This is a genomic window from Streptomyces sp. NPDC088553, assembly GCF_044752965.1.
In the GTDB taxonomy this organism is placed as follows: Bacteria; Actinomycetota; Actinomycetes; order Streptomycetales; family Streptomycetaceae; genus Streptomyces.
The window spans coordinates 104,146-124,272 of sequence record NZ_JBIVMG010000006.1 but is presented as its reverse complement, the minus strand read 5'-3'; the positions used below and the strand labels follow the sequence as shown (position 1 = coordinate 124,272).

Annotated in this window: 20 protein-coding genes and 1 tRNA gene; 12 read left to right on the top strand and 9 right to left on the bottom strand. The window is 71.6% G+C overall.

What is annotated here, in order from left to right; all coding sequences use genetic code 11:
- The first annotated feature begins 11 nt into the window (after positions 1-11).
- The 9 genes from ACIP8Z_RS21140 to ACIP8Z_RS21100 all read left to right on the top strand — a co-directional run bounded on the left by ACIP8Z_RS21140 (position 12) and on the right by ACIP8Z_RS21100 (position 10,661).
- A complete protein-coding gene (locus ACIP8Z_RS21140; protein ID WP_402085546.1) occupies positions 12-881 on the top strand; it encodes a DUF2797 domain-containing protein in 870 nt (289 codons plus the stop codon).
- Between the two features lie 85 nt (positions 882-966).
- Positions 967-1,311, top strand: a complete 345-nt coding sequence (locus ACIP8Z_RS21135) for an antibiotic biosynthesis monooxygenase family protein (protein ID WP_402085543.1) — start codon at positions 967-969, stop codon at positions 1,309-1,311.
- A 37-nt stretch (positions 1,312-1,348) separates the two neighbouring features.
- A complete protein-coding gene (locus ACIP8Z_RS21130) occupies positions 1,349-2,248 on the top strand; it encodes an amidohydrolase family protein (RefSeq protein WP_402086507.1) in 900 nt (299 codons plus the stop codon).
- Positions 2,249-2,338: 90 nt separating this feature from the next.
- On the top strand, positions 2,339-3,082 hold the full coding sequence (locus ACIP8Z_RS21125; RefSeq protein ID WP_402085541.1) for a response regulator transcription factor: 744 nt from the start codon (positions 2,339-2,341) through the stop codon (positions 3,080-3,082).
- 9 nt (positions 3,083-3,091) lie between these two features.
- Positions 3,092-4,672, top strand: a complete 1,581-nt coding sequence (locus ACIP8Z_RS21120; RefSeq protein WP_402086505.1) for a sensor histidine kinase — start codon at positions 3,092-3,094, stop codon at positions 4,670-4,672.
- Between the two features lie 26 nt (positions 4,673-4,698).
- Positions 4,699-5,982, top strand: a complete 1,284-nt coding sequence (locus ACIP8Z_RS21115) for a glycosyltransferase (protein ID WP_402085538.1) — start codon at positions 4,699-4,701, stop codon at positions 5,980-5,982.
- Positions 5,979-8,174 carry an ArnT family glycosyltransferase gene (locus tag ACIP8Z_RS21110; protein WP_402085536.1) on the top strand — a complete coding sequence of 732 codons (2,196 nt, stop codon included), beginning with the start codon at positions 5,979-5,981 and terminating at the stop codon, positions 8,172-8,174. Before ACIP8Z_RS21115 ends, ACIP8Z_RS21110 begins: the two co-directional genes overlap by 4 nt.
- 79 nt (positions 8,175-8,253) lie before the next feature.
- Complete coding sequence (locus tag ACIP8Z_RS21105) at positions 8,254-9,780, top strand: MFS transporter (protein ID WP_402085534.1); 1,527 nt, start codon at positions 8,254-8,256, stop codon at positions 9,778-9,780.
- Positions 9,781-9,815: 35 nt separating this feature from the next.
- On the top strand, positions 9,816-10,661 hold the full coding sequence (locus ACIP8Z_RS21100; protein ID WP_402085532.1) for a TetR/AcrR family transcriptional regulator: 846 nt from the start codon (positions 9,816-9,818) through the stop codon (positions 10,659-10,661).
- 81 nt (positions 10,662-10,742) lie between these two features.
- Here the strand turns inward: ACIP8Z_RS21100 and ACIP8Z_RS21095 are convergent, their stop codons facing one another.
- Both ACIP8Z_RS21095 and ACIP8Z_RS21090 read right to left on the bottom strand, forming a co-directional pair.
- Positions 10,743-12,374 (bottom strand): MDR family MFS transporter, encoded by a 1,632-nt coding sequence (locus ACIP8Z_RS21095; RefSeq protein WP_402085529.1) that lies wholly within the window; start codon positions 12,372-12,374, stop codon positions 10,743-10,745.
- 15 nt (positions 12,375-12,389) lie between these two features.
- Entirely contained in the window at positions 12,390-12,857 is a 468-nt protein-coding gene (locus ACIP8Z_RS21090; RefSeq protein ID WP_402085527.1) for a MarR family winged helix-turn-helix transcriptional regulator, read from the bottom strand.
- Positions 12,858-13,047: 190 nt separating this feature from the next.
- Here ACIP8Z_RS21090 and ACIP8Z_RS21085 point away from each other — a divergent pair, with 190 nt between their 5' ends.
- The gene (locus tag ACIP8Z_RS21085) at positions 13,048-13,275 is read left to right on the top strand and encodes a hypothetical protein (protein ID WP_055602853.1); all 228 of its coding nucleotides are present in this window, start codon (positions 13,048-13,050) and stop codon (positions 13,273-13,275) included.
- A 203-nt stretch (positions 13,276-13,478) separates the two neighbouring features.
- Here ACIP8Z_RS21085 and ACIP8Z_RS21080 read toward each other — a convergent pair whose 3' ends face one another.
- Positions 13,479-14,075, bottom strand: coding sequence for a TetR family transcriptional regulator (locus ACIP8Z_RS21080; protein ID WP_402086503.1), 597 nt, complete (start codon positions 14,073-14,075; stop codon positions 13,479-13,481).
- Positions 14,076-14,263: 188 nt separating this feature from the next.
- On the opposite strand from ACIP8Z_RS21080, the gene ACIP8Z_RS21075 reads away from it, so the two are divergent.
- A complete protein-coding gene (locus ACIP8Z_RS21075; RefSeq protein WP_402085524.1) occupies positions 14,264-15,202 on the top strand; it encodes an oxidoreductase in 939 nt (312 codons plus the stop codon).
- Here the strand turns inward: ACIP8Z_RS21075 and ACIP8Z_RS21070 are convergent.
- From ACIP8Z_RS21070 to ACIP8Z_RS21050, 5 genes are all read right to left on the bottom strand, one after another.
- Complete coding sequence (locus ACIP8Z_RS21070; RefSeq protein ID WP_402085522.1) at positions 15,189-16,040, bottom strand: hypothetical protein; 852 nt, start codon at positions 16,038-16,040, stop codon at positions 15,189-15,191. The genes ACIP8Z_RS21075 and ACIP8Z_RS21070 overlap by 14 nt on opposite strands.
- 50 nt (positions 16,041-16,090) lie before the next feature.
- Positions 16,091-16,996, bottom strand: coding sequence for an RNA polymerase sigma factor SigF (locus ACIP8Z_RS21065; protein WP_402085519.1), 906 nt, complete (start codon positions 16,994-16,996; stop codon positions 16,091-16,093).
- Positions 16,997-17,231: 235 nt separating this feature from the next.
- A complete protein-coding gene (locus ACIP8Z_RS21060; protein WP_030318136.1) occupies positions 17,232-18,077 on the bottom strand; it encodes an RNA polymerase sigma factor SigF in 846 nt (281 codons plus the stop codon).
- Positions 18,078-18,300: 223 nt separating this feature from the next.
- Complete coding sequence (locus ACIP8Z_RS21055) at positions 18,301-18,594, bottom strand: Dabb family protein (protein WP_055599441.1); 294 nt, start codon at positions 18,592-18,594, stop codon at positions 18,301-18,303.
- A gap of 9 nt (positions 18,595-18,603) precedes the next feature.
- The gene (locus tag ACIP8Z_RS21050; RefSeq protein WP_319315040.1) at positions 18,604-18,768 is read right to left on the bottom strand and encodes a hypothetical protein; all 165 of its coding nucleotides are present in this window, start codon (positions 18,766-18,768) and stop codon (positions 18,604-18,606) included.
- Positions 18,769-19,644: 876 nt separating this feature from the next.
- Here ACIP8Z_RS21050 and ACIP8Z_RS21045 point away from each other — a divergent pair.
- On the top strand, positions 19,645-19,803 hold the full coding sequence (locus tag ACIP8Z_RS21045) for a hypothetical protein (protein ID WP_402085516.1): 159 nt from the start codon (positions 19,645-19,647) through the stop codon (positions 19,801-19,803).
- Positions 19,804-19,995: 192 nt separating this feature from the next.
- Here ACIP8Z_RS21045 and ACIP8Z_RS21040 read toward each other — a convergent pair.
- A tRNA-Ser gene (locus tag ACIP8Z_RS21040) sits at positions 19,996-20,080 on the bottom strand.
- Positions 20,081-20,127 lie beyond the last annotated feature (47 nt).

Below are 20,127 nucleotides of genomic sequence, written 5' to 3'. Positions count from 1 at the left end.
GAGGCGCGGGCGTGGAGTGGCGGTGCCGGGGGATCACCTGGGGCGGAGGCGTGCCCGGGCTGCGGTGGCGGGGCGGCAGGGTCAGCGCCCTCGCGTACGGGCAGGGGCTCGCCTTCCGGGCCGTGGGGGAGCGCCGGTGTCCGGGGGCCCGGGGGAATCCCTGCCCGCTGGAGGCCGTCGTGCCCGGCCGGGCGACCGGAGGGCGGTGCGCGGAGTGCGCGCGGCTCGACCGGGCCCACTCCGTCGCCGCCGACACCTTCCTGGACGATCCCCAGCCGTACCGCGTGTACCTGGCCTGGTTCGGGCCCGGGATGACCAAGGTCGGGATCACGGCGGAGGCCCGGGGCGAGGCCCGGCTGCTCGAACAGGGCGCCGTGACGTTCAGCTGGCTCGGGCGGGGGCCGCTGATGGCCGCCCGGCGGACCGAGGAGGTGCTGCGGCAGGCGCTCGGGGTTCCCGACCGGGTGGCGTACGAGCGGAAGCGCGCCGCCCGGCACGCGCTGCCGCCCGCCCCGGACCGGGCCCTGGAGGTGCGGGAGCTGTACGGGCGGGCGCGGGAGGTCGGCGGCTGGACGGAGACCCTGGAGCCGCTGGAGTTCGCCGCGCGCGACCACGCCGCGGCCTTCGGTCTCGACGGGCTGCCGCCGTTCGCGGGCACGGTCGGCGAGCTGGTCGACGGAGGTGTCGTCAGGGGGCGGCTGCTCGCCGCGGCCGGGCCCGATCTGCACCTGCTCGACCCCGGCGGACGCTGTCTCGCCCTCGACACCCGGCTGATGGGCGGGTGGGTGCTCCAGGGCGCCGGGGAGGGGGACGCGTTCTCCGTGCCGGTGTCGGAGGCGGTGTCCGCCGTCGACCCGAGCAGCCAGGGGGAGCTCTTCTGAGGGCCCGCGGTCCCTTCGTAAAGTCTTGGATCCCTTTCCCCGGGCCCCGTGGACATCCGCGCCCCGGCCCGGCGAGGGTGATCACATGACCCCCAAGCTGGTGGCGGACCTCGAACCGCCCTACTACACCGCTGTGTTCACTTCGATCCGGCCCGACGTCCTCGACACCCCCGAGAGCTACGCCGACACCGCCGTCCGGATGCGCGAGATCGTCGGCACGGTCCCCGGCTTCCTCGGCTACGAGACCGCCCGGACCCCCGGCGGCATCGGCATCTCCATCGCCTACTTCCGGGACCTGGAGTCCCTCGACGCATGGCGTCTCGACACTCAGCACCAGGCCGCCAAGGCCTACGGGCGGGAGCACTGGTACGACAGCTACAGCGTCCACATCGGCAAGGTCGAGCGGAGTTACAGCTTTGAGCGCGAGTAGCGGGAACGGCGCGAGCGGTGCGAGCGCCGCGAGCGACCTGAGCGGCGAGAACCGGGAGACCCGTGAGAGCGACGACATTCGGGCGCTCGTCGAGCGGCTCGGGATCCCCGGGCTCGTCGACGTGCACACGCACTTCATGCCGCAGAACGTCCTCGACAAGGTCTGGGCCTACTTCGACGCCGTCGGTCCCCTGACCGGTACGGAGTGGCCCATCACCTACCGCGAGGAGGAGGAGCGCCGGCTCGCCCTCCTGCGGGGCTTCGGGGCGGTCGCGTTCACCGCCATGCTCTATCCGCACAAGGCCGGCATGGCCGCCTGGCTGAACTCCTGGGCCGCCGACTTCGCCTCCCACACCCCCGACTGTCTGCACACCGCGACCTTCTTCCCCGAGCCGGGCGTCGAGCGGTACGTCCGTGAGGCGCTCGACGCGGGGGCCCGGGTCTTCAAGGTGCACCTCCAGGTCGGCGGCTTCGATCCGAACGACCCTCAGCTGGACCCGGTGTGGGGAGCCCTCGCCGACTCCGGGACCCCCGTCGTGGTGCACTGCGGCTCCGGGCCCACCCCGGGCGCGTTCACCGGACCCGGGCCGATGGCGCGGCTGCTCGCCCGCCACCCCCGGCTTCGCGTGATCGTCGCCCACATGGGGATGCCCGAGTACGGCGACTTCCTCGACCTCGTCCAGCGGTACGAGGGCGTCCACCTCGACACCACCATGGCCTTCACCGACTTCAGCGAGCGGCTCGCGCCCTTCCCCCGGGGAGAGCTCACGCGGCTCGTGGACGTCGGCGACCGGATCCTCCTCGGCTCCGACTTCCCGAACATCCCCTATTCGTACGTGCACCAGCTCCACGCCCTCGAAGGCCTCGGGCTCGGGGACGACTGGCTCCGGGGGGTCCTGTACGAGAACGGCGCCGCGTTGTTTCACGTGAAACCCTGACGGCCAGGGCCAGGGCCTCGCCACCCTTTCTCAGGCAATTCACAGGAAAGGGAAAGAGGCCTCTCAGCGGCGGCCGACAGCGTGGGTTCCATGACCGTCACCACACGCCGTACCGGCACCCGCGCCGACATGCTCCGTGCCGACGGAACCGCCGTCCGTGTCCTCGTCGTCGACGACGAGGCCTCGCTCGCCGAGCTGCTCTCCATGGCCCTGCGCTATGAGGGCTGGCAGGTGCGCAGCGCCGGGGACGGGGCCGCCGCCCTGCGTACCGCGCGCGAGTTCCGGCCCGATGTCGTCATCCTCGACATCATGCTGCCCGACGTCGACGGGCTGAGCCTGCTCGGCCGGATCCGGCGCGAACTGCCCGACGTACCGGTGCTGTTCCTGACGGCGAAGGACGCCGTCGAGGACCGGATCGCCGGGCTCACGGCCGGCGGGGACGACTACGTCACCAAGCCGTTCAGCCTGGAGGAGGTCGTGGCCCGGCTGCGCGGGCTCATCCGCAGGTCGGGGGCGGCTCTCGCGCGCAGCGAGTCGCTGCTCGTCGTCGGGGACCTCACCCTCGACGAGGACAGTCACGAGGTCACCCGGGGCGGGGTCTCGATCCATCTCACGGCGACCGAGTTCGAGCTGCTGCGCTATCTGATGCGCAACCCGCGGCGGGTGCTCAGCAAGGCGCAGATCCTCGACCGGGTCTGGTCGTACGACTTCGGCGGTCAGGCCAATGTCGTCGAGCTCTACATCTCCTACCTGCGGCGGAAGATCGACGCGGGGCGCGCCCCGATGATCCACACCCGTCGCGGGGCCGGTTATCTCATCAAGCCGGGGGAGTAGCGGCTCGTGGTGAGAGGTGCAGGGCCCGGGCCACGGTCTTCCCGGCCACGGTCTCCGCGGACCCGCGGGCCGTGGTCGCTGCGGACCCGGCTCGTCGTCTCGGCGGTCGCGCTGATCGCGGTCGTCGCGGCCGTCATCGGCACGGTCACGACGATCGCGTTCCGCTCGTACCTGTACGACCGGGCGGACGAGGAGGTCCGGGCCGTCTCGAACCGGGCGGCCGGCCCGCCGCCCGGGATGGCGATCGTGCCCGCGCCGGACCGGGGCGGGAAGGACCCGCTCGGCTTCGTCGTGGGGCCCAGCATCCCGACCGGCACCCTGGGCGCGGTCCTCTGGGACGGCGCGGTGACCGCGGCCGGGTACTCGGCGGAGGCCGAGGACGGCGGGGGATACGGGCGGGACTTCCGGATCAAGACGCTCGACGAGGCCCAGCGGGCCGCCCTCGCGGCCGTCCCGCGTGACGGGGACCCGCACACCGTCGACCTGCCCGGCGGCCTCGGCTCGTACCGGATCGAGTACGCCTCCGGGATCAACGGCACCTTCCTCACCGGCATCCCGCTGGCCTCCGTCGACAAGGCCCTCTCCACCCTGATCCTCGTCGAGCTGAGCGTCACCGGCGCCGGGCTCTTCGCCGCCTCGATCGCCGGCACCGTGCTCGTCCGCGTCGCCCTCCGGCCGCTGCGCCGGGTCGCCGCGACCGCCGGTCAGGTCGCCCAGCTGCCCCTGCACAGCGGAGAGGTGGCGCTCCACCAGCGGGTCCCGGACACCGAGGCCGATCCGCGGACCGAGGTCGGCCAGGTCGGCGCCGCCCTCAACCGGATGCTCGACCACGTCCACTCGGCCCTCGACGCCCGCCAGCAGAGCGAGACCCGCGTCCGGCAGTTCGTCGCCGACGCCAGCCACGAACTCCGCACCCCGCTCGCCTCGATCCGGGGGTACGCGGAGCTGACCCGGCGCGGCCGCGAGGAGTGCGGGCCCGACACCCGGCACGCGCTCGGCCGCATCGAGTCCGAGGCGACCCGGATGACGGGCCTCGTGGAGGACCTGCTGCTGCTCGCCCGGCTCGACGCCGGCCGCCCCCTCTCGTACGAGCCCACCGACCTCGTCCCGCTGGTCGTGGACGCCGTGAGCGACGCCCGCGCCGCCGGTCCCGGCCACCACTGGTCCCTCGAACTGCCCGAGGACGGCGGCAGTCCCGTACGGGCGGACGGCGCCCGGCTCCAGCAGGTCCTCGTCAACCTCCTCGCCAACGCCCGTACGCACACCCCGCCGGGGACCGAGGTCATGGCGCGGGTCCGTACCGAACCCGGCGCGGTGACCGTACGGATCGAGGACGACGGGCCCGGCATCCCGGCCGCGCTCCTGCCCGCCGTCTTCGAGCGGTTCGCGCGCGGCGACGCCTCCCGCTCCCGCAACGCCGGATCCACCGGCCTCGGGCTCGCCATCGTCCGGGCGGTCGTGTGCGCGCACGGGGGCGAGGTGGGCGTCGAGAGCGTCCCGGGCCGGACCGTCTTCACCGTCCGGCTGCCCGCCGCGTCCCCGGCGGAAGCCCACTCACAGGCAGGCCACAGGCTCATCACACAGCCGTGACAGCGGCCCCGGCGAGTGTCGGTGGCATGCGAACCCCAACGATCGCGGGGCCCCCGTCCGGGACCCTCCCCGCCCGGGAACACCTGCCGGTGAACATCGCGGGACGGCCCGTCCTGGACGTGGTGATTCCCGTCTACAACGAGGAGAAGGACCTGGAGCCGTGCGTCCGCCGGGTCCACGAGCACCTCCTCCGGACCTTCCCGTACGGCTTCCGCATCACCGTCGCCGACAACGCCTCCACCGACACCACCCCCCAGGTCGCCGCCGGTCTCGCCGCCGAGTTGCCCGAGGTGCGCTCCGTACGGCTGGAGCAGAAGGGGCGCGGCCGGGCGCTGCGGACGGTGTGGTCGGGCTCGGACGCGCCCGTCCTCGCCTATATGGACGTGGACCTGTCCACCGATCTGAACGCCCTGCTCCCGTTGGTCGCGCCGCTCATCTCCGGCCACTCCGACCTGGCGATCGGCTCCCGGCTCGCCCGCTCCTCGCGCGTGGTGCGCGGCCCGAAGCGGGAGTTCATCTCCCGCGCGTACAACCTGATCCTGCGCGGCTCGCTCGCCGCCCGGTTCTCCGACGCGCAGTGCGGGTTCAAGGCGATCCGGCGCGATGTCGCCGAGCGGCTGCTCCCGATGGTGGAGGACACCGGCTGGTTCTTCGACACCGAGCTGCTGGTGCTCGCCGAGCGGGCCGGGCTGCGCATCCACGAGGTGCCCGTCGACTGGGTCGACGACCCCGACTCGACCGTGCACATCGTGAGCACGGCCACCGACGACCTGAAGGGTGTCTGGCGGGTGGGCCGGGCCCTCGCGACGGGTTCGCTGCCGCTCGACCGGCTGGCCAGGCCCTTCGGGGACGACCCCCGGGACCGTGAACTCACCGGTGTGCCGGGCGGTCTGGCCCGGCAGTTGGTCGGCTTCTGCGTGGTCGGGGTCCTGTCGACGCTCTTCTACCTCGCTCTGTACTCGCTCTTCCGGCTCGGTGTCGGCCCGCAGATCGCCAACGCCGGCGCGCTCCTCGTCTCCGCCGTCGCCAACACGGCGGCGAACCGGCGGCTCACCTTCGGGGTGCGGGGACGGGACCGGGCGGTCCGCCACCAGGCGCAGGGGCTCGTGGTCTTCGCCATCGGCCTGGCCCTGACCAGCGGTTCGCTCGCCGCCCTCGGAGCGGCGACCGGCGATCCGGCGCACTCCACCGAACTCGCCGTCCTGGTCGTCGCCAACCTGGCCGCGACCGTCCTGCGCTTCCTCCTCTTCCGGCTCTGGGTCTTCCCCGAGCGGTCCGCCTCAAGGAACGACCCAAGGAACGACCGATGACTTCGACCTCTCTGGCCGCGCCCGTCGGCGCGGCCCATGCCGCGCCGTCCCGCGGTGGCCCGCTCACCCGGCTGTGGCGCGGCCGCGCCGAGGACGCCCGCTGGGTCCGGCCCGCGTTCCTCGTCCTGCTCGCCGTCACCGCCGCGCTCTACCTGTGGAACCTGAGCGCCTCCGGCTACGCCAACTCCTTCTACTCCGCCGCCGTCCAGGCGGGCAGCGAGAGCTGGAAGGCCTTCTTCTTCGGTTCGCTCGACGCGGCCAACGCCATCACCGTCGACAAGCCGCCGGCCGCCCTCTGGCCGATGGCCCTCTCCGTCCGGCTCTTCGGCCTCGGCTCCTGGCAGATCCTCGTGCCCGAGGTCCTCATGGGCGTGGCGACCGTCGCCGTGCTCTACGCGGCCGTACGGCGCCGGTTCGGCGCGGGCGCGGGCCTGATCGCGGGGGTCGTCCTGGCGCTCACGCCCGTGGCGGCGCTGATGTTCCGCTTCAACAACCCGGACGCGCTGCTCGCCCTGCTCATGACGGTGGCCGTGTACTGCGTGCTGCGCGCCCTCGAACAGGGCCGGGGTGCGGCGAGGTGGCTCGTGTGGGCCGGGGTGGCCTTCGGGTTCGCGTTCCTCGCGAAGACCCTCCAGGCCTTTCTGATCCTGCCGCCGCTCGCCCTCGTCTACGGGGTGTGCGCGCCGGGCGGGATCGGGCGCCGGATCGGCCGTCTCGCCCTCGCCGGGCTCGCGATGCTGGCGTCGGCGGGCTGGTGGGTGGCCCTGGTCGAGCTGTGGCCGGCGTCCTCCCGCCCGTACGTCGGAGGCTCCCAGAACAACAGCTTCCTGGAGCTGACCTTCGGCTACAACGGCCTCGGCCGCATCAACGGCGACGAGACCGGGAGTGTCGGCGGCGGCGGGGGAGGCGGTGGCATGGGGGGCGGCCGATGGGGTGAGACCGGCGTCCTCCGGATGTTCAACGACTCCGTCGGCGGCCAGATCTCCTGGCTGCTGCCGGCCGCGCTGGTCCTGCTGGTCGCGGGGCTCGTCGTCACCTGGCGGGCGCCCAGGACGGACACGGCGCGCTCGGCGTTCCTGGTGTGGGGCGGTTCGCTGCTGATCACGCTGGCCGTGTTCAGCTTCATGGCAGGCATCTTCCACGAGTACTACACGGTGGCCCTGGCCCCGTACCTCGCGGCGCTCGTCGGCATGGGCGCGGCCGTCCTCTGGGAGGAGCGCACCCGGCTGCTCGCCTCGGCGGCCCTCGCGGTGACGGTGGCGGTGACCGCCTGGTGGGGCTGGACCCTGCTCGGGCGGACGCCGGACTGGCTGCCGTGGCTGCGCTGGACGGTCCTGGTCGCTGGCACGGTGGCCGCGCTCGGGCTGCTGTTCGCGGGCCGGGTGGACCGGCGGCTCGGCCTCGGGGTCGCGGGCCTCGGCCTGGTCGTGGGACTCGCGGGTCCCTTCGCGTACACCCTGGCGACGGTGGACGCCGGCCACCAGGGCTCGATCGTCACGGCGGGCCCGGTGGGCGGCGCGATGGGCGGCCGGGGACCCGGCGGCGGTGGCGGCATGCGGATGTTCGAGGGCGGGGGGTTCCCCGGCGGCGGACTGGGCGGACAGCTGCCGGGTGGTCAGGGCCGTCAGGGCGGTCAGCTTCCCGGTGGTCCCGGAGGTCAGGGCGGTCAGCTGCCGGGTGGTCAGGGCGGCCAGGCCGGCGGTCAGTTGCCGAACGGCCAGGGCAGGCTGCCCGGTGGCACCCCGCCGCAGGGGATGACCCGAGGCGAGGGCTTCGGCGGCGGTGGCGGCGGCATGGGCGGTCTGCTCAACGGCGCCAGCGTCGGTACGGAGGCGAAGAGCGCGCTCCTCAAGGACGCCGACGCCTACACCTGGGTCGCGGCCACGGTCGGCGCCCAGAACGCGGCCAGCTACCAGCTCGCCACCGAGAAGCCGGTCATGGCGATCGGCGGCTTCAACGGCAGCGACCCCTCCCCGACGCTGGCGCAGTTCCAGCAGTACGTCGCCGACGGGAAGATCCACTACTTCATCGGCGGCGGCGAGAGCGGCGGCGCCGGCGAGGGCGGCGGGGGCCGCATGGGCGTCGGCGGTGCCCCCGGCGGCAACTCGGAGATCTCCGCCTGGGTGGCGGAGACCTTCGAGAAGGTCACGGTCGGCAATGCCACCTTCTACGACCTGACCGCCCGGAAATGAATAAGCGCTGTACAGCGTAAGAGAGTCCTTGTACGGTGTACGAGACCCAGTCCCGTACACCGTACAAGGAGCCCTGCCCATGACGGCGACGACCGCCGCGACCGAACCGACCGCCACCGGCGGTCACCCTCAGCGCTGGCTGATCCTCGGCGTCATCTGCCTCGCCCAGCTCACCGTGCTGCTCGACAACACCGTCCTCAGCGTCGCCATCCCGTCGCTGACCTCCGAACTCCACGCGACCACCACCGACATCCAGTGGATGATCAACGCGTACTCGCTCGTCCAGTCCGGCCTGCTGCTCAGCGCGGGCAACGCCGCCGACCGCTACGGACGCAAGAAGCTGCTCGCGATCGGACTCGCGCTCTTCGGCATCGGCTCGCTCGCCGCCGGACTCGCCGACTCCACCACGCAGCTGATCGCCGCCCGCGCGGGCATGGGCGTCGGCGGCGCGCTCCTCATGACCACCACCCTCGCCGTCGTCATGCAGATCTTCGACGACTCGGAGCGGGTGAAGGCCATCGCGCTCTGGTCCACCGTCGCCTCCCTCGGCTTCGCCGGCGGGCCGCTGATCGGCGGCGTGATCCTGAACCACTTCTGGTGGGGAATGATCTTCCTGATCAACATCCCGGTCGCGGTCGTGGCCCTGGTCGCCGTCCTCAAGCTCGTACCGGAGTCCAAGAACCCACAGGGTGAGCGCCCCGACCTGCTCGGCGCGCTGCTCTCCACCATCGGCATGACCGCCGTCGTGTACGCGATCATCAGCGGCCCCGAGCACGGCTGGGTCTCCGCCCAGGTGCTGGTCCCGGCCGCGATCGGGCTGCTCGGTCTCGGCGCGTTCGCTCTGTGGGAGCTGCACACCCCGTACCCGATGCTCGACATGCACTTCTTCCGGAACCAGAAGTTCATCGGTGCCATCGGCGGCTCGATCCTGGTCGTCTTCGGCATGGGCGGCTCGCTCTTCCTGCTCACCCAGCACCTGCAGTTCGTGCTCGGCTACGAACCCCTTGAGGCCGGTCTGCGGATGGCGCCGCTCGCGCTGACGATCGTCGGTCTCAACCTGACCGGCATCGGCCCGAGGATCGTCATGAAGCTGGGCACCCCGCCCACCGTCGTCCTCGGCATGACCCTGGTCGCCGGCGGTCTGACGTCGATCTCGCTGCTCGGCGGCGGCACCGACGGCAGCTACGCGGGCATGCTCCTCGGCCTGGTCCTGATGGGCGGCGGCATCGCCGTCTCCTCCCCGGCCATGGCCAACGCGATCATGAGCTCGATCCCGCCGGAGAAGGCGGGCGTGGGCGCCGGGATCAACGGCACCCTCGCCGAGTTCGGCAACGGCCTCGGTGTCGCCGTCCTCGGCGCCGTCCTCAACGCGCGCTTCGCCGCGCTCGTCGCCGTCACCGCGACCTCCCTCCCGGCCGCCCTCGCGGCCGCCGGCGGCGAGGCCGAGCGACGGGAGATCGCGGACGCCTTCGCCTCCGGCCTCCAGACCAGCCAGCTGGTCGGCGCGATCGCCGTCTTCGCCGGCGGTCTGGTGGCGGCGGCCCTGCTCCGGCGGGCCGAGCGGACGGAGAAGGCCCTGACGCCCGACGAGCCGATCGCTGCCTAGCATGGTCACGGAGAACTGACAGACGGAGGAACGCGATGGTCAAGGCAGCCGACCGGGCCAAGAACCCGGCGCGTTCCAGCGTCTGGCTGGAGACCCGGACCCCGCGGAGCGGCGGCGGTCCGGCCGGTCTCGACCGGGACCGGATCGTCGCCGCCGCGATCCGGATGCTCGACGAGGAGGGCCTGGCCAAGCTGTCGATGCGCAAGCTGGCGGCCGAGCTGAACGTCACCGCGATGTCCCTGTACTGGTACGTGGACACCAAGGACGACATCATCGAGTTCGCGATGGACAGCGTGTACGGCGAGTTCGACCTCGCGGCCGTGGAGGCCGCCGACGGCTGGCGGGACCGGATCAGGGTGCTCGCCCTGGAGTACCGCCGGATGCTGGTCCGCCACCCGTGGATGTCGCCGAGCGCCGGGCAGTACCTGAACATCGGCCCGCACGCGATCGCTGTCGGCGCCAAGATCCATGAGGCGATCGGCGACACGGGTCTGCCGATGGACCGTCAGCCCAGTGCGACGTCGGCGGTCTTCCAGTTCGTCTACGGCTACGGGACGATCGAGTCCCAGTTCGGGCGGCGCGCGGCGGAGGCCGGGATGTCGCAGGACGACTTCTACGTGGAGTCGATCAAGGCCTTCCGTGGCGACCCGAGCTTCGTGGATGCCCTCGAACCCATGGCGGAGATCCTCGACGAGCGGGCCTCGCACGGCAGCGTCACCCAGATCTGGGACCGGGACTTCGCCTACGCGCTGGACGTCCTCGTGGCCGGCATCGAGACGATGGTTTCCCGTGAAACCGAGGCCGGTCGGACCGAGGCCGGTGGAAAGCGGGCCGGTGGGCCCGAGGCCGGTGGGAAGCAGGTCCCGGAAACCGGGAAATGACGGAGCGGCGGGCCGTCCCCTGCCCGCCGCTCCGTACTGGACCCGGCCGTGCCTCCGCTCGAAGCGCGGCCGGGAGTCTTTCTAGGCCTCCGCGGCGGCCTCCGCGGCCACCGGCTTCTCGTCACCCTTCACCGAGCTGCTCTTCAGGGCGACTTCCTTGATGAAGAGCGTCACCACGAAGGCCAGCAGCGCGAACGGCGCCGAGTAGAGGAAGACGTCACCGACGCCGTGTCCGTAGGCGCTCTCCATGACCGTGCGGATCGGGGCCGGCAGCTTGTCCATGTCGGGGATGCCGCCGCCCGTGCCGCCCTGGCCCATGGCCGCCGCGGCCTTCGGGCCGAGCTCGGCCAGGCCCTCCTTGACGTAGTCCGTGACCCGGTGGGCCATGACCGCGCCGAGCGCCGAGACACCGATCGCACCGCCCAGGGAGCGGAAGAAGGTGACGACGGAGGAGGCGGCGCCGAGGTCGGCGGGGGCCACCTGGTTCTGGGTGCAGAGCACCAGGTTCTGCATCATCATGCCGAGGCCGAGGCCGAGGACCGCCATGAACAGCGCGATGTGCCAGTACGTCGTGTCGTAGCGGATCGTGCCGAGCAGGCCGAGACCGCCCGCGGCGAGAGCGCCGCCGCTGACTAGCCACGCCTTCCACCTGCCGGTCTTGGTGATGATCAGACCCGAGACGGTGGAGGAGACGAACAGACCCGCGATCATCGGGATGGTGAGGACGCCGGACATCGTCGGCGACTCGTTCCGCGCCAGCTGGAAGTACTGGCTGAAGAAGACCGTGCCGGCGAACATCGCGACACCCACGAAGAGCGAGGCGAGCGAGGCGAGGGTGATCGTGCGGTTGCGGAAGAGGCGGAGCGGGATGATCGGCTCGCTCGCCTTCGACTCGACGAGCAGGAAGATCCCGCCGAGCGCGATCGCGCCGAGCACCATCACGGCCGTCTGCCAGGACATCCAGTCGTACTTGTCGCCCGCGAAGGTGACCCAGATGAGGAGCAGGGAGACCGCGGCGCTGATGAAGAAGGCGCCGGCCCAGTCGACCTTGACCTTGCGCTTCACGACGGGGAGCTTGAGGGTCTTCTGCAGGACGATCAGCGCGATGATCGCGAAGGGCACGCCCACGTAGAAGCACCAGCGCCAGCCGAGCCAGTCGGTGTCGGTGATGACACCGCCGAGCAGCGGGCCGCCGACGGTGGCGACGGCGAAGGTCGCGCCGAGGTAGCCGCTGTACCGGCCGCGCTCACGCGGGGCGATCATCGCGGCCAGGATGATCTGGGAGAGGGCGGTCAGACCACCGACGCCGATGCCCTGCACGACACGGCAGGCGATGAGCATGCCGGTGCTCTGCGAGAGACCGGCGACGACCGAGCCCGCCACATAGATGATCAGGGCTATCTGGACGAGCAGCTTCTTGGAGAAGAGGTCCGCGAGCTTGCCCCAGAGCGGGGTGGTCGCGGTCATCGAGAGGAGTGCGGCGGTGACCACCCAGGTGTAGGCGGACTGGCCGCCGCCGAGGTCGGTGATGATCTGGGGGAGGGCGTTGGAGACGATCGTCGAGGACAGGATGGCGACGAACATGCCGAGCAGCAGCCCGGACAGCGCCTCCATGATCTGCTTGTGCGTCATCGGGGCGCCGCCGGAGGCGATGTCCCCCTGCTTGGCGCTCCCGCCGCTCACACCGGTCTCTGGTGTGGTGGTCGTAGCCATCAAGTTCCTTCGTTCTCAAGCGTGGTGGGCCCGGCAGTCCCCGAAGGAATCGCGGAGGCGGGCGAGCAGGGTGGTGAGCAGTTCGACGTCGTCGTCGGACCACTCCGCGAGGGTGCGGGCGAGCATGTCGGTCAGCCGTCGGTCGAGGACGGCGAGCATGTCCTCGCCCACCCGGGTCAGGTGCAGGATCCGGGAGCGCCGGTCGGCGGGATCGGGCAGTCGCTCGACCCAGCCGCGGTCCACGGTGTGGGCCACGTGCCGGCTGCTGACCGACATGTCGACGGCCATCAGCTCGGACACCCGGCCCATCCGCATGTCGCCGTGGTGGTTGAGCAGGGCGAGCACGATGGCGGATCCGCTGGGGCACTCGGCGGGCAGGACCCGCGCGAGTCCGCGCTTCACCGCTCCGATGGCGCTCACCTGGCGGGCGAGGTTCTCGTATCGATTGCCCCGGTCCACCGAGCTGTCCATCGAGTCGTCCATCGGGCGCTCCCCAGATGTTGTTGCTTAGGGCAACCATAGAGATCGATGGTTGCTCCAGGCAAACTAAATCGGTCAAACGGCGCTAAAGAATAGGCAAAGGTGGAGCGGAGGTGTGGGTCGCGGACGGTTCCGCGGGGGTGGGGGTACGGGGCTTGGGCCCCTCACCCGTACTTCGCTAGGGTCCTGACCCATGGCACACAACCCCCAAGCACCGTACGGCCAGGGCCAGGGCCCCGAGGGCTCCTACGACCCCGCCGGCAACACGCAGATGTTCCGCGCCTTCGTCGACGAGGGCGCCCCGCAGCAGCGGCAGCCCCAGGTCGCGGCCGCGTCGGGCGGCCCGAAGGTCGGCCTGATCGTGGGCGTGGTCGCGGTGATCGTCGTCCTGGCGGCCGTCGCCTGGCTGGCCCTGGGCTGACCGACCTGTCCCTCACCGAGCCCTGGGTGGGCCGGATCCGCGTCACGCGGGCCCGGTCCACCTTTCTTTTCGCCCGCTCGGGGGTACGTGCCGGTGGGCGGGCGCGTGTTCAACGGAGGGCGCGTGCTCTAAGGGATCGCGCGTGCTCTAAGGAATCGCGCGTGCTCAAGGGGTGGCGCGTGTCTAAAGGGGTGGTGCGTGTCTTAAAGGGCGGCGGAGTCCAGGGCGGGCGCGAGCACCGCGAACGCCTCTTCGATCAGGGTGCCCGGGTCGGCGGAGCCGCCGGCGTCCTCGCCCTCGCTCCACCGGTGCAGTACGGCGTCGAAGGCGGCGAGCGCCGTGCCCGCGGCCAGCCGGGGGTAGAGGTCGGCCCGGGGGTCGCGGCCCAGGCGGGCCGCCAGTCCCTCCGTCAGATCCTCCCGCCACCGCGCCTGGTGCTCCAGGAAGCGGGCGAGCAGCGCGGGGGTGCGCAGGATCAGCCGGACCACCGGCAGGGCCCGGTCCGCGTGGGCGTCGCAGATCGTCAGGGGCACGGAGACGGCGTGCAGGAGCGCCTCGGAGGGGCGCTCCCCGGCGGGCCTGGCGGCCAGGCCCGCGCGCATGTCGGCGCCCATGTCGGCCAGGAACTGGACGACCACGTCCTCCTTGGAAGCGAAGTACCGGAAGAAGGTCCGCTTGGAGACCCCCGCGGTGGTCGCGATCTCGTCGACGGTGACGGCGTCGAAGCCCTTGAGGGCGAGCAGCTGGAGGGCCGCCTCGGTGAGCTCGGTCGCGACGAGCTGACGCTTGCGCTGGGCCAGGCTGACGGGGGCGGGGCCGGGGGTCCGGCCGGGACCGGGGCCATGGCCCTGGCCGGGACCGGGGTCGATGTGGGGGCGGGTGCTCACGTTCGGAATCGTAACGCGGTGCCTTCCGTGGCACCAGGACGCTTCCATGGCACTTGATTGCGCTCTTGACACTCGGTGACACAAGCGTCAGCGTGTGTCGCATGACCAAGAAGCAGCGCTGGACCGCCGACCGGATCCCGGACCAGACCGGGCGGCTCTTCGTCGTCACCGGGGCCAACAGCGGCCTCGGCCTCGCCACCACCCGGGAGCTCGCCCGCCGGGGCGGCCGCGTGATCCTCGCCGTGCGGGACGAGGGGAAGGGCCGCCGGGCCGTCGACGAGCTCGTCGCGGCCGGGATCACGCCGGACCTGCTCGCCGTACGCCCACTCGACCTCGCCGACCTCGACTCGGTGCACGCCTTCGCCGGCCGGATGCGGGAGGAGCACCCGCGGCTCGACGTCCTCGTCAACAACGCGGGAGTGATGGCGCCGCCCCGCACCCTGAGCCCCCAGGGCCACGAGGTCCAGTTCGCCGTCAACCACCTCGGCCACTTCGCGCTCACCGGGCTGCTGCTCGACCTGCTCGCCGCCGGCCGGGACCCCCGGGTGGTCACGGTCAGCTCGATCAACCACCGCCAGGGCCGCCTTCACCTCGACGACCTCACCGGTGCGCGCGGCTACGCGCCCATGGCCTTCTACAACCAGTCGAAGTTCGCGAACGCCGTCTTCGGGCAGGAGCTGCACCGGCGCCTGAGTGCGTCCGGCAGCCCGGTCCGCAGCGTCCTCGCCCACCCCGGATACACGGCGACCCGGCTCCAGACCCGGAACACCTCAGGCCTGTTGAAGCTGGTCCTCGGCCGCATCGGCAACCCGTTGCTCGCCCAGCGCCCCGAGCGGGGCGCGCTCCCGCAGCTGTACGCGGCGACCGAACCGGGCCTGGAGGGCGGCGAGTTCATCGGGCCCGACGGTGTGGGCGAGCTGCGTGGCGCGCCCACCCGGATACGTCCCTCCGGCGCGTCCGCCGACCCGGGGACGGGGCGCGAGCTGTGGGAGCTCTCGGAAGGCCTGACCGAGGTGAGCTTCCCCGTCACCGCCAGGTAGCGGAGACCTCGCGGGTGTCGATCCGCATCCCCAGCGGCACCCGCCAGGAGTCCACGCACACGGTGTACGTCTCCGTCCGCGCCGTCCCGGCGGCGAGCGGCGCGGGCAGTGGCCGGGTGGACGTGAGCGTCGCCCAGTCGATGCCGAGGGCGCCGATGACATGGGTGGCGAAGGTGACCGTGCCCGAACGGGCCGCCGTTCCCCCGCTGTTCCGGAAGGTGACCGTCACCTTCTCGCACCAGCGTCGGTCGCCGTCGGCGAGGACGGGCGCGGAGACGGTGACCACGGCGGGCCCGGGGGCGGGAGTGGGGACAGGGGAGGGAGAGGGCGCGGGGGTGCCGGTTCCGGGCGGTGAGGGCGTACGGGGAGGGGTGCCGGTGCCGGGACCCGGACCCGTGCCCGGGGGCGTACCGCCGGAGCCGGAGCCGGAGCCGGAGCCGGAACCTGAGCCGCCCGGCGTGGTCGTCGGCGCCGTGGTGGACTCCGTACCGGTGCCTGAGCCCGTACCCGCGCCCGACCCCGCGCCCGTACTCGGCCCGGTACCCGTACCCGCATCGGAAGACCCGGGGGTGCCGGGGCCCGGAGTGACTCCGGGCGGCGGTGTGGACGGCCCCTCCGGAGCCGGTGACGGTGACGACGTGCTGGACGTGTCCCCGCTCGTCGTGGGGCCGTCCAGGGGGACCAGGGTGACCGCGCCCGAGGGGGTGCCCGCCGCTCCCGGGGAGGGGCCGGCGCCCACCGCCGCGTACCCCTCGCCGTCTCCTCCGCCGCCACAGGCGGTCAGCGCCCCGCCGAGGCAGAGCGCCACCGCTACGAGTCCGGGCTTCCTTCGCCTCATGACCGCCAGTCTGTCTGACGATCCGTCAACAAGGGAGTCCTTCGCGGAACTCAGTCGGCGATGAGGCCCTCGCGCAGCTGGGCGAGGGTGCGGGTGAGCAGCCGGGAGACGTGCATCTGGGAGATGCCGACCTCCTCGCCGATCTGCGACTGGGTCATGTTGGCGAAGAAGCGCAGCATGATGATCTGTCGCTCCCGGGGCGGGAGTTTGGCGAGCAGCGGCTTGAGCGACTCGCGGTACTCGACGCCTTCGAGCGCCGTGTCCTCGTAGCCGAGGCGGTCGGCCAGGGAGCCCTCGCCGCCGTCGTCCTCGGGCGACGGGGAGTCGAGCGAGGAGGCGGTGTACGCGTTGCCCACGGCGAGGCCGTCGACGACGTCCTCCTCCGACACCCCGAGCACGGCGGCGAGTTCGGGCACGGTGGGGGAGCGGTCGAGCTTCTGAGCGAGCTCGTCGCTGGCCTTGGTGAGGGCGAGGCGCAGCTCCTGGAGCCGGCGCGGGACGCGGACCGACCAGGACGTGTCGCGGAAGAAGCGCTTGATCTCGCCGACGACCGTCGGCATCGCGAACGTCGGGAACTCCACGCCCCGTTCGCAGTCGAAGCGGTCGATCGCCTTGATGAGGCCGATGGTGCCGACCTGGACGATGTCCTCCATCGGCTCGTTGCGCGAGCGGAAGCGGGCCGCCGCGTACCGCACGAGGGGGAGGTTGAGCTCGATGAGGGTGTCGCGGACATAGGTCCGCTCCGGGCTGTCCGCGGCGGCGCCCTCGGTGTCGAGGGCGCGCAGCCTCAGGAAGAGGGAGCGCGAGAGGGTGCGGGTGTCGAGGGCCCCCGACGTGACGGGCATCGGCGGAGGCATGGCCTCCGCGCTGTCGGTCGCGGTCGGCGCCGTCGTCTGCGTGGGCACGGGAACGGGCGTGAGCGTGAGCACCTTCGAGCTGCCCAGTTCTGTGGACATGCCACCCCCTTGAGGTCGCGGACGGTCGCGGTGGCCGCGACCATCTGAGGAACGCAGCCACCACCTGAATACCGGCGGCGGGGCTGCGGCAAACTCGGTTCCAGCAGAATGTCACATGTCGGCAACACGCTGTAGTGACTTGTCGACAAGCCGAGGGTGCATATCCGCAGGAAACAAGGGGTGTAAGGCATTTGGGGCGCCGCAGAACTGCTCCGAACCGGTCTACCCGATTCAGCTACGCCTCGATTCTGTTTGCGGATCTCAAACGCGCGAAGCTGCGGGCGAGGAGCCTTGACACATGCATCTGGGAGACGCCGAGTTCCTGGCTGATCTGGGACTGCGTCAGATTGCTGTAGTAGCGCAGCATCAGGATCCGCTGCTCCCGCTCGGGAAGTTGGACGAGCAGGTGCCGGACGAGGTCGCGGTGCTCGACGCCGGCCAGCGCGGGGTCCTCGTAGCCGAGCCGGTCGAGCAGCCCGGGCAGCCCGTCGCCCTCCTGCGCGGCCTCCAGGGAGGTCGCGTGGTACGAGCGTCCGGCCTCGATGCAGGCGAGCACCTCGTCCTCGCCGATCCGCAGCCGCTCGGCGATCTCGGCGGTCGTGGGGGAGCGGCCGTGGGCGGTCGTGAGGTCCTCGGTGGCTCCGTTCACCTGAACCCAGAGCTCGTGCAGGCGGCGGGGCACGTGCACGGTGCGGACGTTGTCGCGGAAGTACCGCTTGATCTCGCCGACGACGGTCGGCATGGCGAACGTCGGGAACTGGACGCCGCGGTCGGGGTCGAACCGGTCGATGGCGTTGATGAGGCCGATGGTGCCGACCTGGACGACGTCCTCCATCGGTTCGTTGCGGGAGCGGAAGCGGGCCGCCGCGTACCGCACGAGCGGCAGGTTGGCCTCGATGAGGGCCCCGCGCACCCGGTGGTGCTCCGGAGTGCCCGGTTCCAGGTTCTTGAGCTGCCCGAAGAGCACCTGGGTGAGGGCGCGGGTGTCGGCGCCGCGGGTGCTCTGGGGCCGGGGGCGGGGGGTCTCCGCGCCGCCTGCCTCGTGCTGGGGCGGGACCTGAGGCGCTGTACTGGCCGGCACGTTCACGCCACCCCTTTGGCTGGTCTTGCTGGTCGACTGGGTCAACTACGGTCAACTCATCCGTCAAAAGCGGTCATAGCATCACAAGACATGTCCACTGTGTGCAAGCACCGCATAGTGACGTGTTGAGGGCATAGTGACGGAAAAAGGGGAGGTCACGCGTGGAATCGCGCACGAAAAAGCCCCCCACCTCGATGGCGGGGGGCCTGGCGTCTGCCGCGGACTAGAACGCGTAGTCCGCGATCACCCAGGTGGCGAACTCGCGCCACTGTGCGACACCCGCCTGGTGCGCGGGGTGGTCCAGGTAGCGCTGGAGTGCGTCGGTGTCCTCGACGGCCGAGTTGATGGCGAAGTCGTACGCGATCGGCCGGTCCGTGATGTTCCAGTCGCACTCCCAGAAGCGCAGCTCCGGGATCTGGTCGCCGAGGGCGCGGAACGCCTCGACGCCGGCGACGACACGCGGCTCGTCGCGTGCGACACCGTCGTTGAGCTTGAAGAGGACCAGATGGCGGATCACGAAGGGCTCCTAGTTGATGAGTTCGGTCATGAACTCGCCGACACCCTGGGCGGCGCTGGAAATGCCCTCGAACCCTACCTGTACGAGATCGGCGGCCCGGGCAGGGGACGTGATGATCGTGTACAGCACAAAGACCGCGACCGCGTAGAGCGCGACCTTCTTCGCCTGCGCCATAGCCAGCCCTCCCCTGTTCCCCCGCCTGTTCCCCCGCCGTACGACCGCGCCACTCTAACCGAGGCTTTATGGACCAAGGGCCCGGCGATCGAGGCCTTTCGCCGTCCCCCGGAAGGGTGACGGCGGAGCAGGATGGATGTCGAGCCCGGAGGATCTGGCAGGAATCGGAAGGGCTCCTGGAACCGGCCCGCACTGCGGGGTCCGCGCCGCGAGCTTCCCCCTGACTGCGGCGCGGGCTTGTAGGACCGGTTCTCATCGGGGGGGAGCGGCTTGTCCCCCCGATGCCGCTCCCCCCGTCCTGGCTTCCCTGCCCGACGAAGTGGCCCCGGCCGCGCCCGGCCCCACTTCCCGAGGTTTCCCGCGGAAGGCGTGTTCCCGGTGTTCCGGGGAATGCGGCGGACCGTTGCCGAAACCCCTTGCCGACGACGCGTGCCGTGGACGGTTTGCGGGGCCGTACGACTCTTGGTGGAATTCACCGGCGATACGAGGGCGGTCGCAAGCTCGTGCGACGACCGCCCGGGATCGGGAGAATTCCGTACCGGCCTTTCTTCGTGGCGTTCCGCAGGGACGGCACCCCGCCTCGGGCGGCGCCGTGCGGACGCCCGTAAGCGCGCCGAGTCCGTCTCGCAGCGGCGGAAGCCCGCAGCGGCGGGGCAGCACCGCCGCCGTGGGCTTCCGTCGGCCGTGCCGGTCAACGGCTCCGACGACGGCCCCCCGTCCCTGCCCGGGCGGTCAGATGCGGGCGTCGGTCGGTTTTCGGCCGGGCCTCCCCAATTCGGCCAGCAGCTCGATGCCGGACACCCCATAGGGCGTACGGTGGAGCCAAGTTGGCGGTTTCTTTACCGAACGCGGACATACCCCAGGGGGAGCACAGGTATGAAGCGAATTTTCGGCCTCACGGCAATCGTCGCGGGCGGAGTGCTGGCCCTGTTCTTCCCGGATCTCGAATTCGGCTGGTTCAGGGGGCGTCCGCTGGGAATCGTCCTGGTCGTCATCGGCGCGTTCGAGCTCCTGGAGCGCGGGCGCCACCGCTAGCCGGGGGAGGCGGAGCGGCACCGCGGCCACCCCGAGGTCCGAGTCCGGCCGGTGGGTGGCCTCCTGGGCCAGGCCCGCCCCCGGGCCCCCTGGCGCCGCTCTCCGCCTCCTGACGGAGGACCAGGGCGCTGGCCGACGGCAAAAGAAGAACCCCTCCGATCCGTTTCCACGGATCGGAGGGGTTCTTGCCGGCGGTAGCGGAGGGATTTGAACCCTCGGTGACTTGCGCCACACTCGCTTTCGAGGCGAGCTCCTTCGGCCGCTCGGACACGCTACCGAGAGAGAGCTTAGCCGAAACTCGCGCTGCGATGAAATCCGTATCGC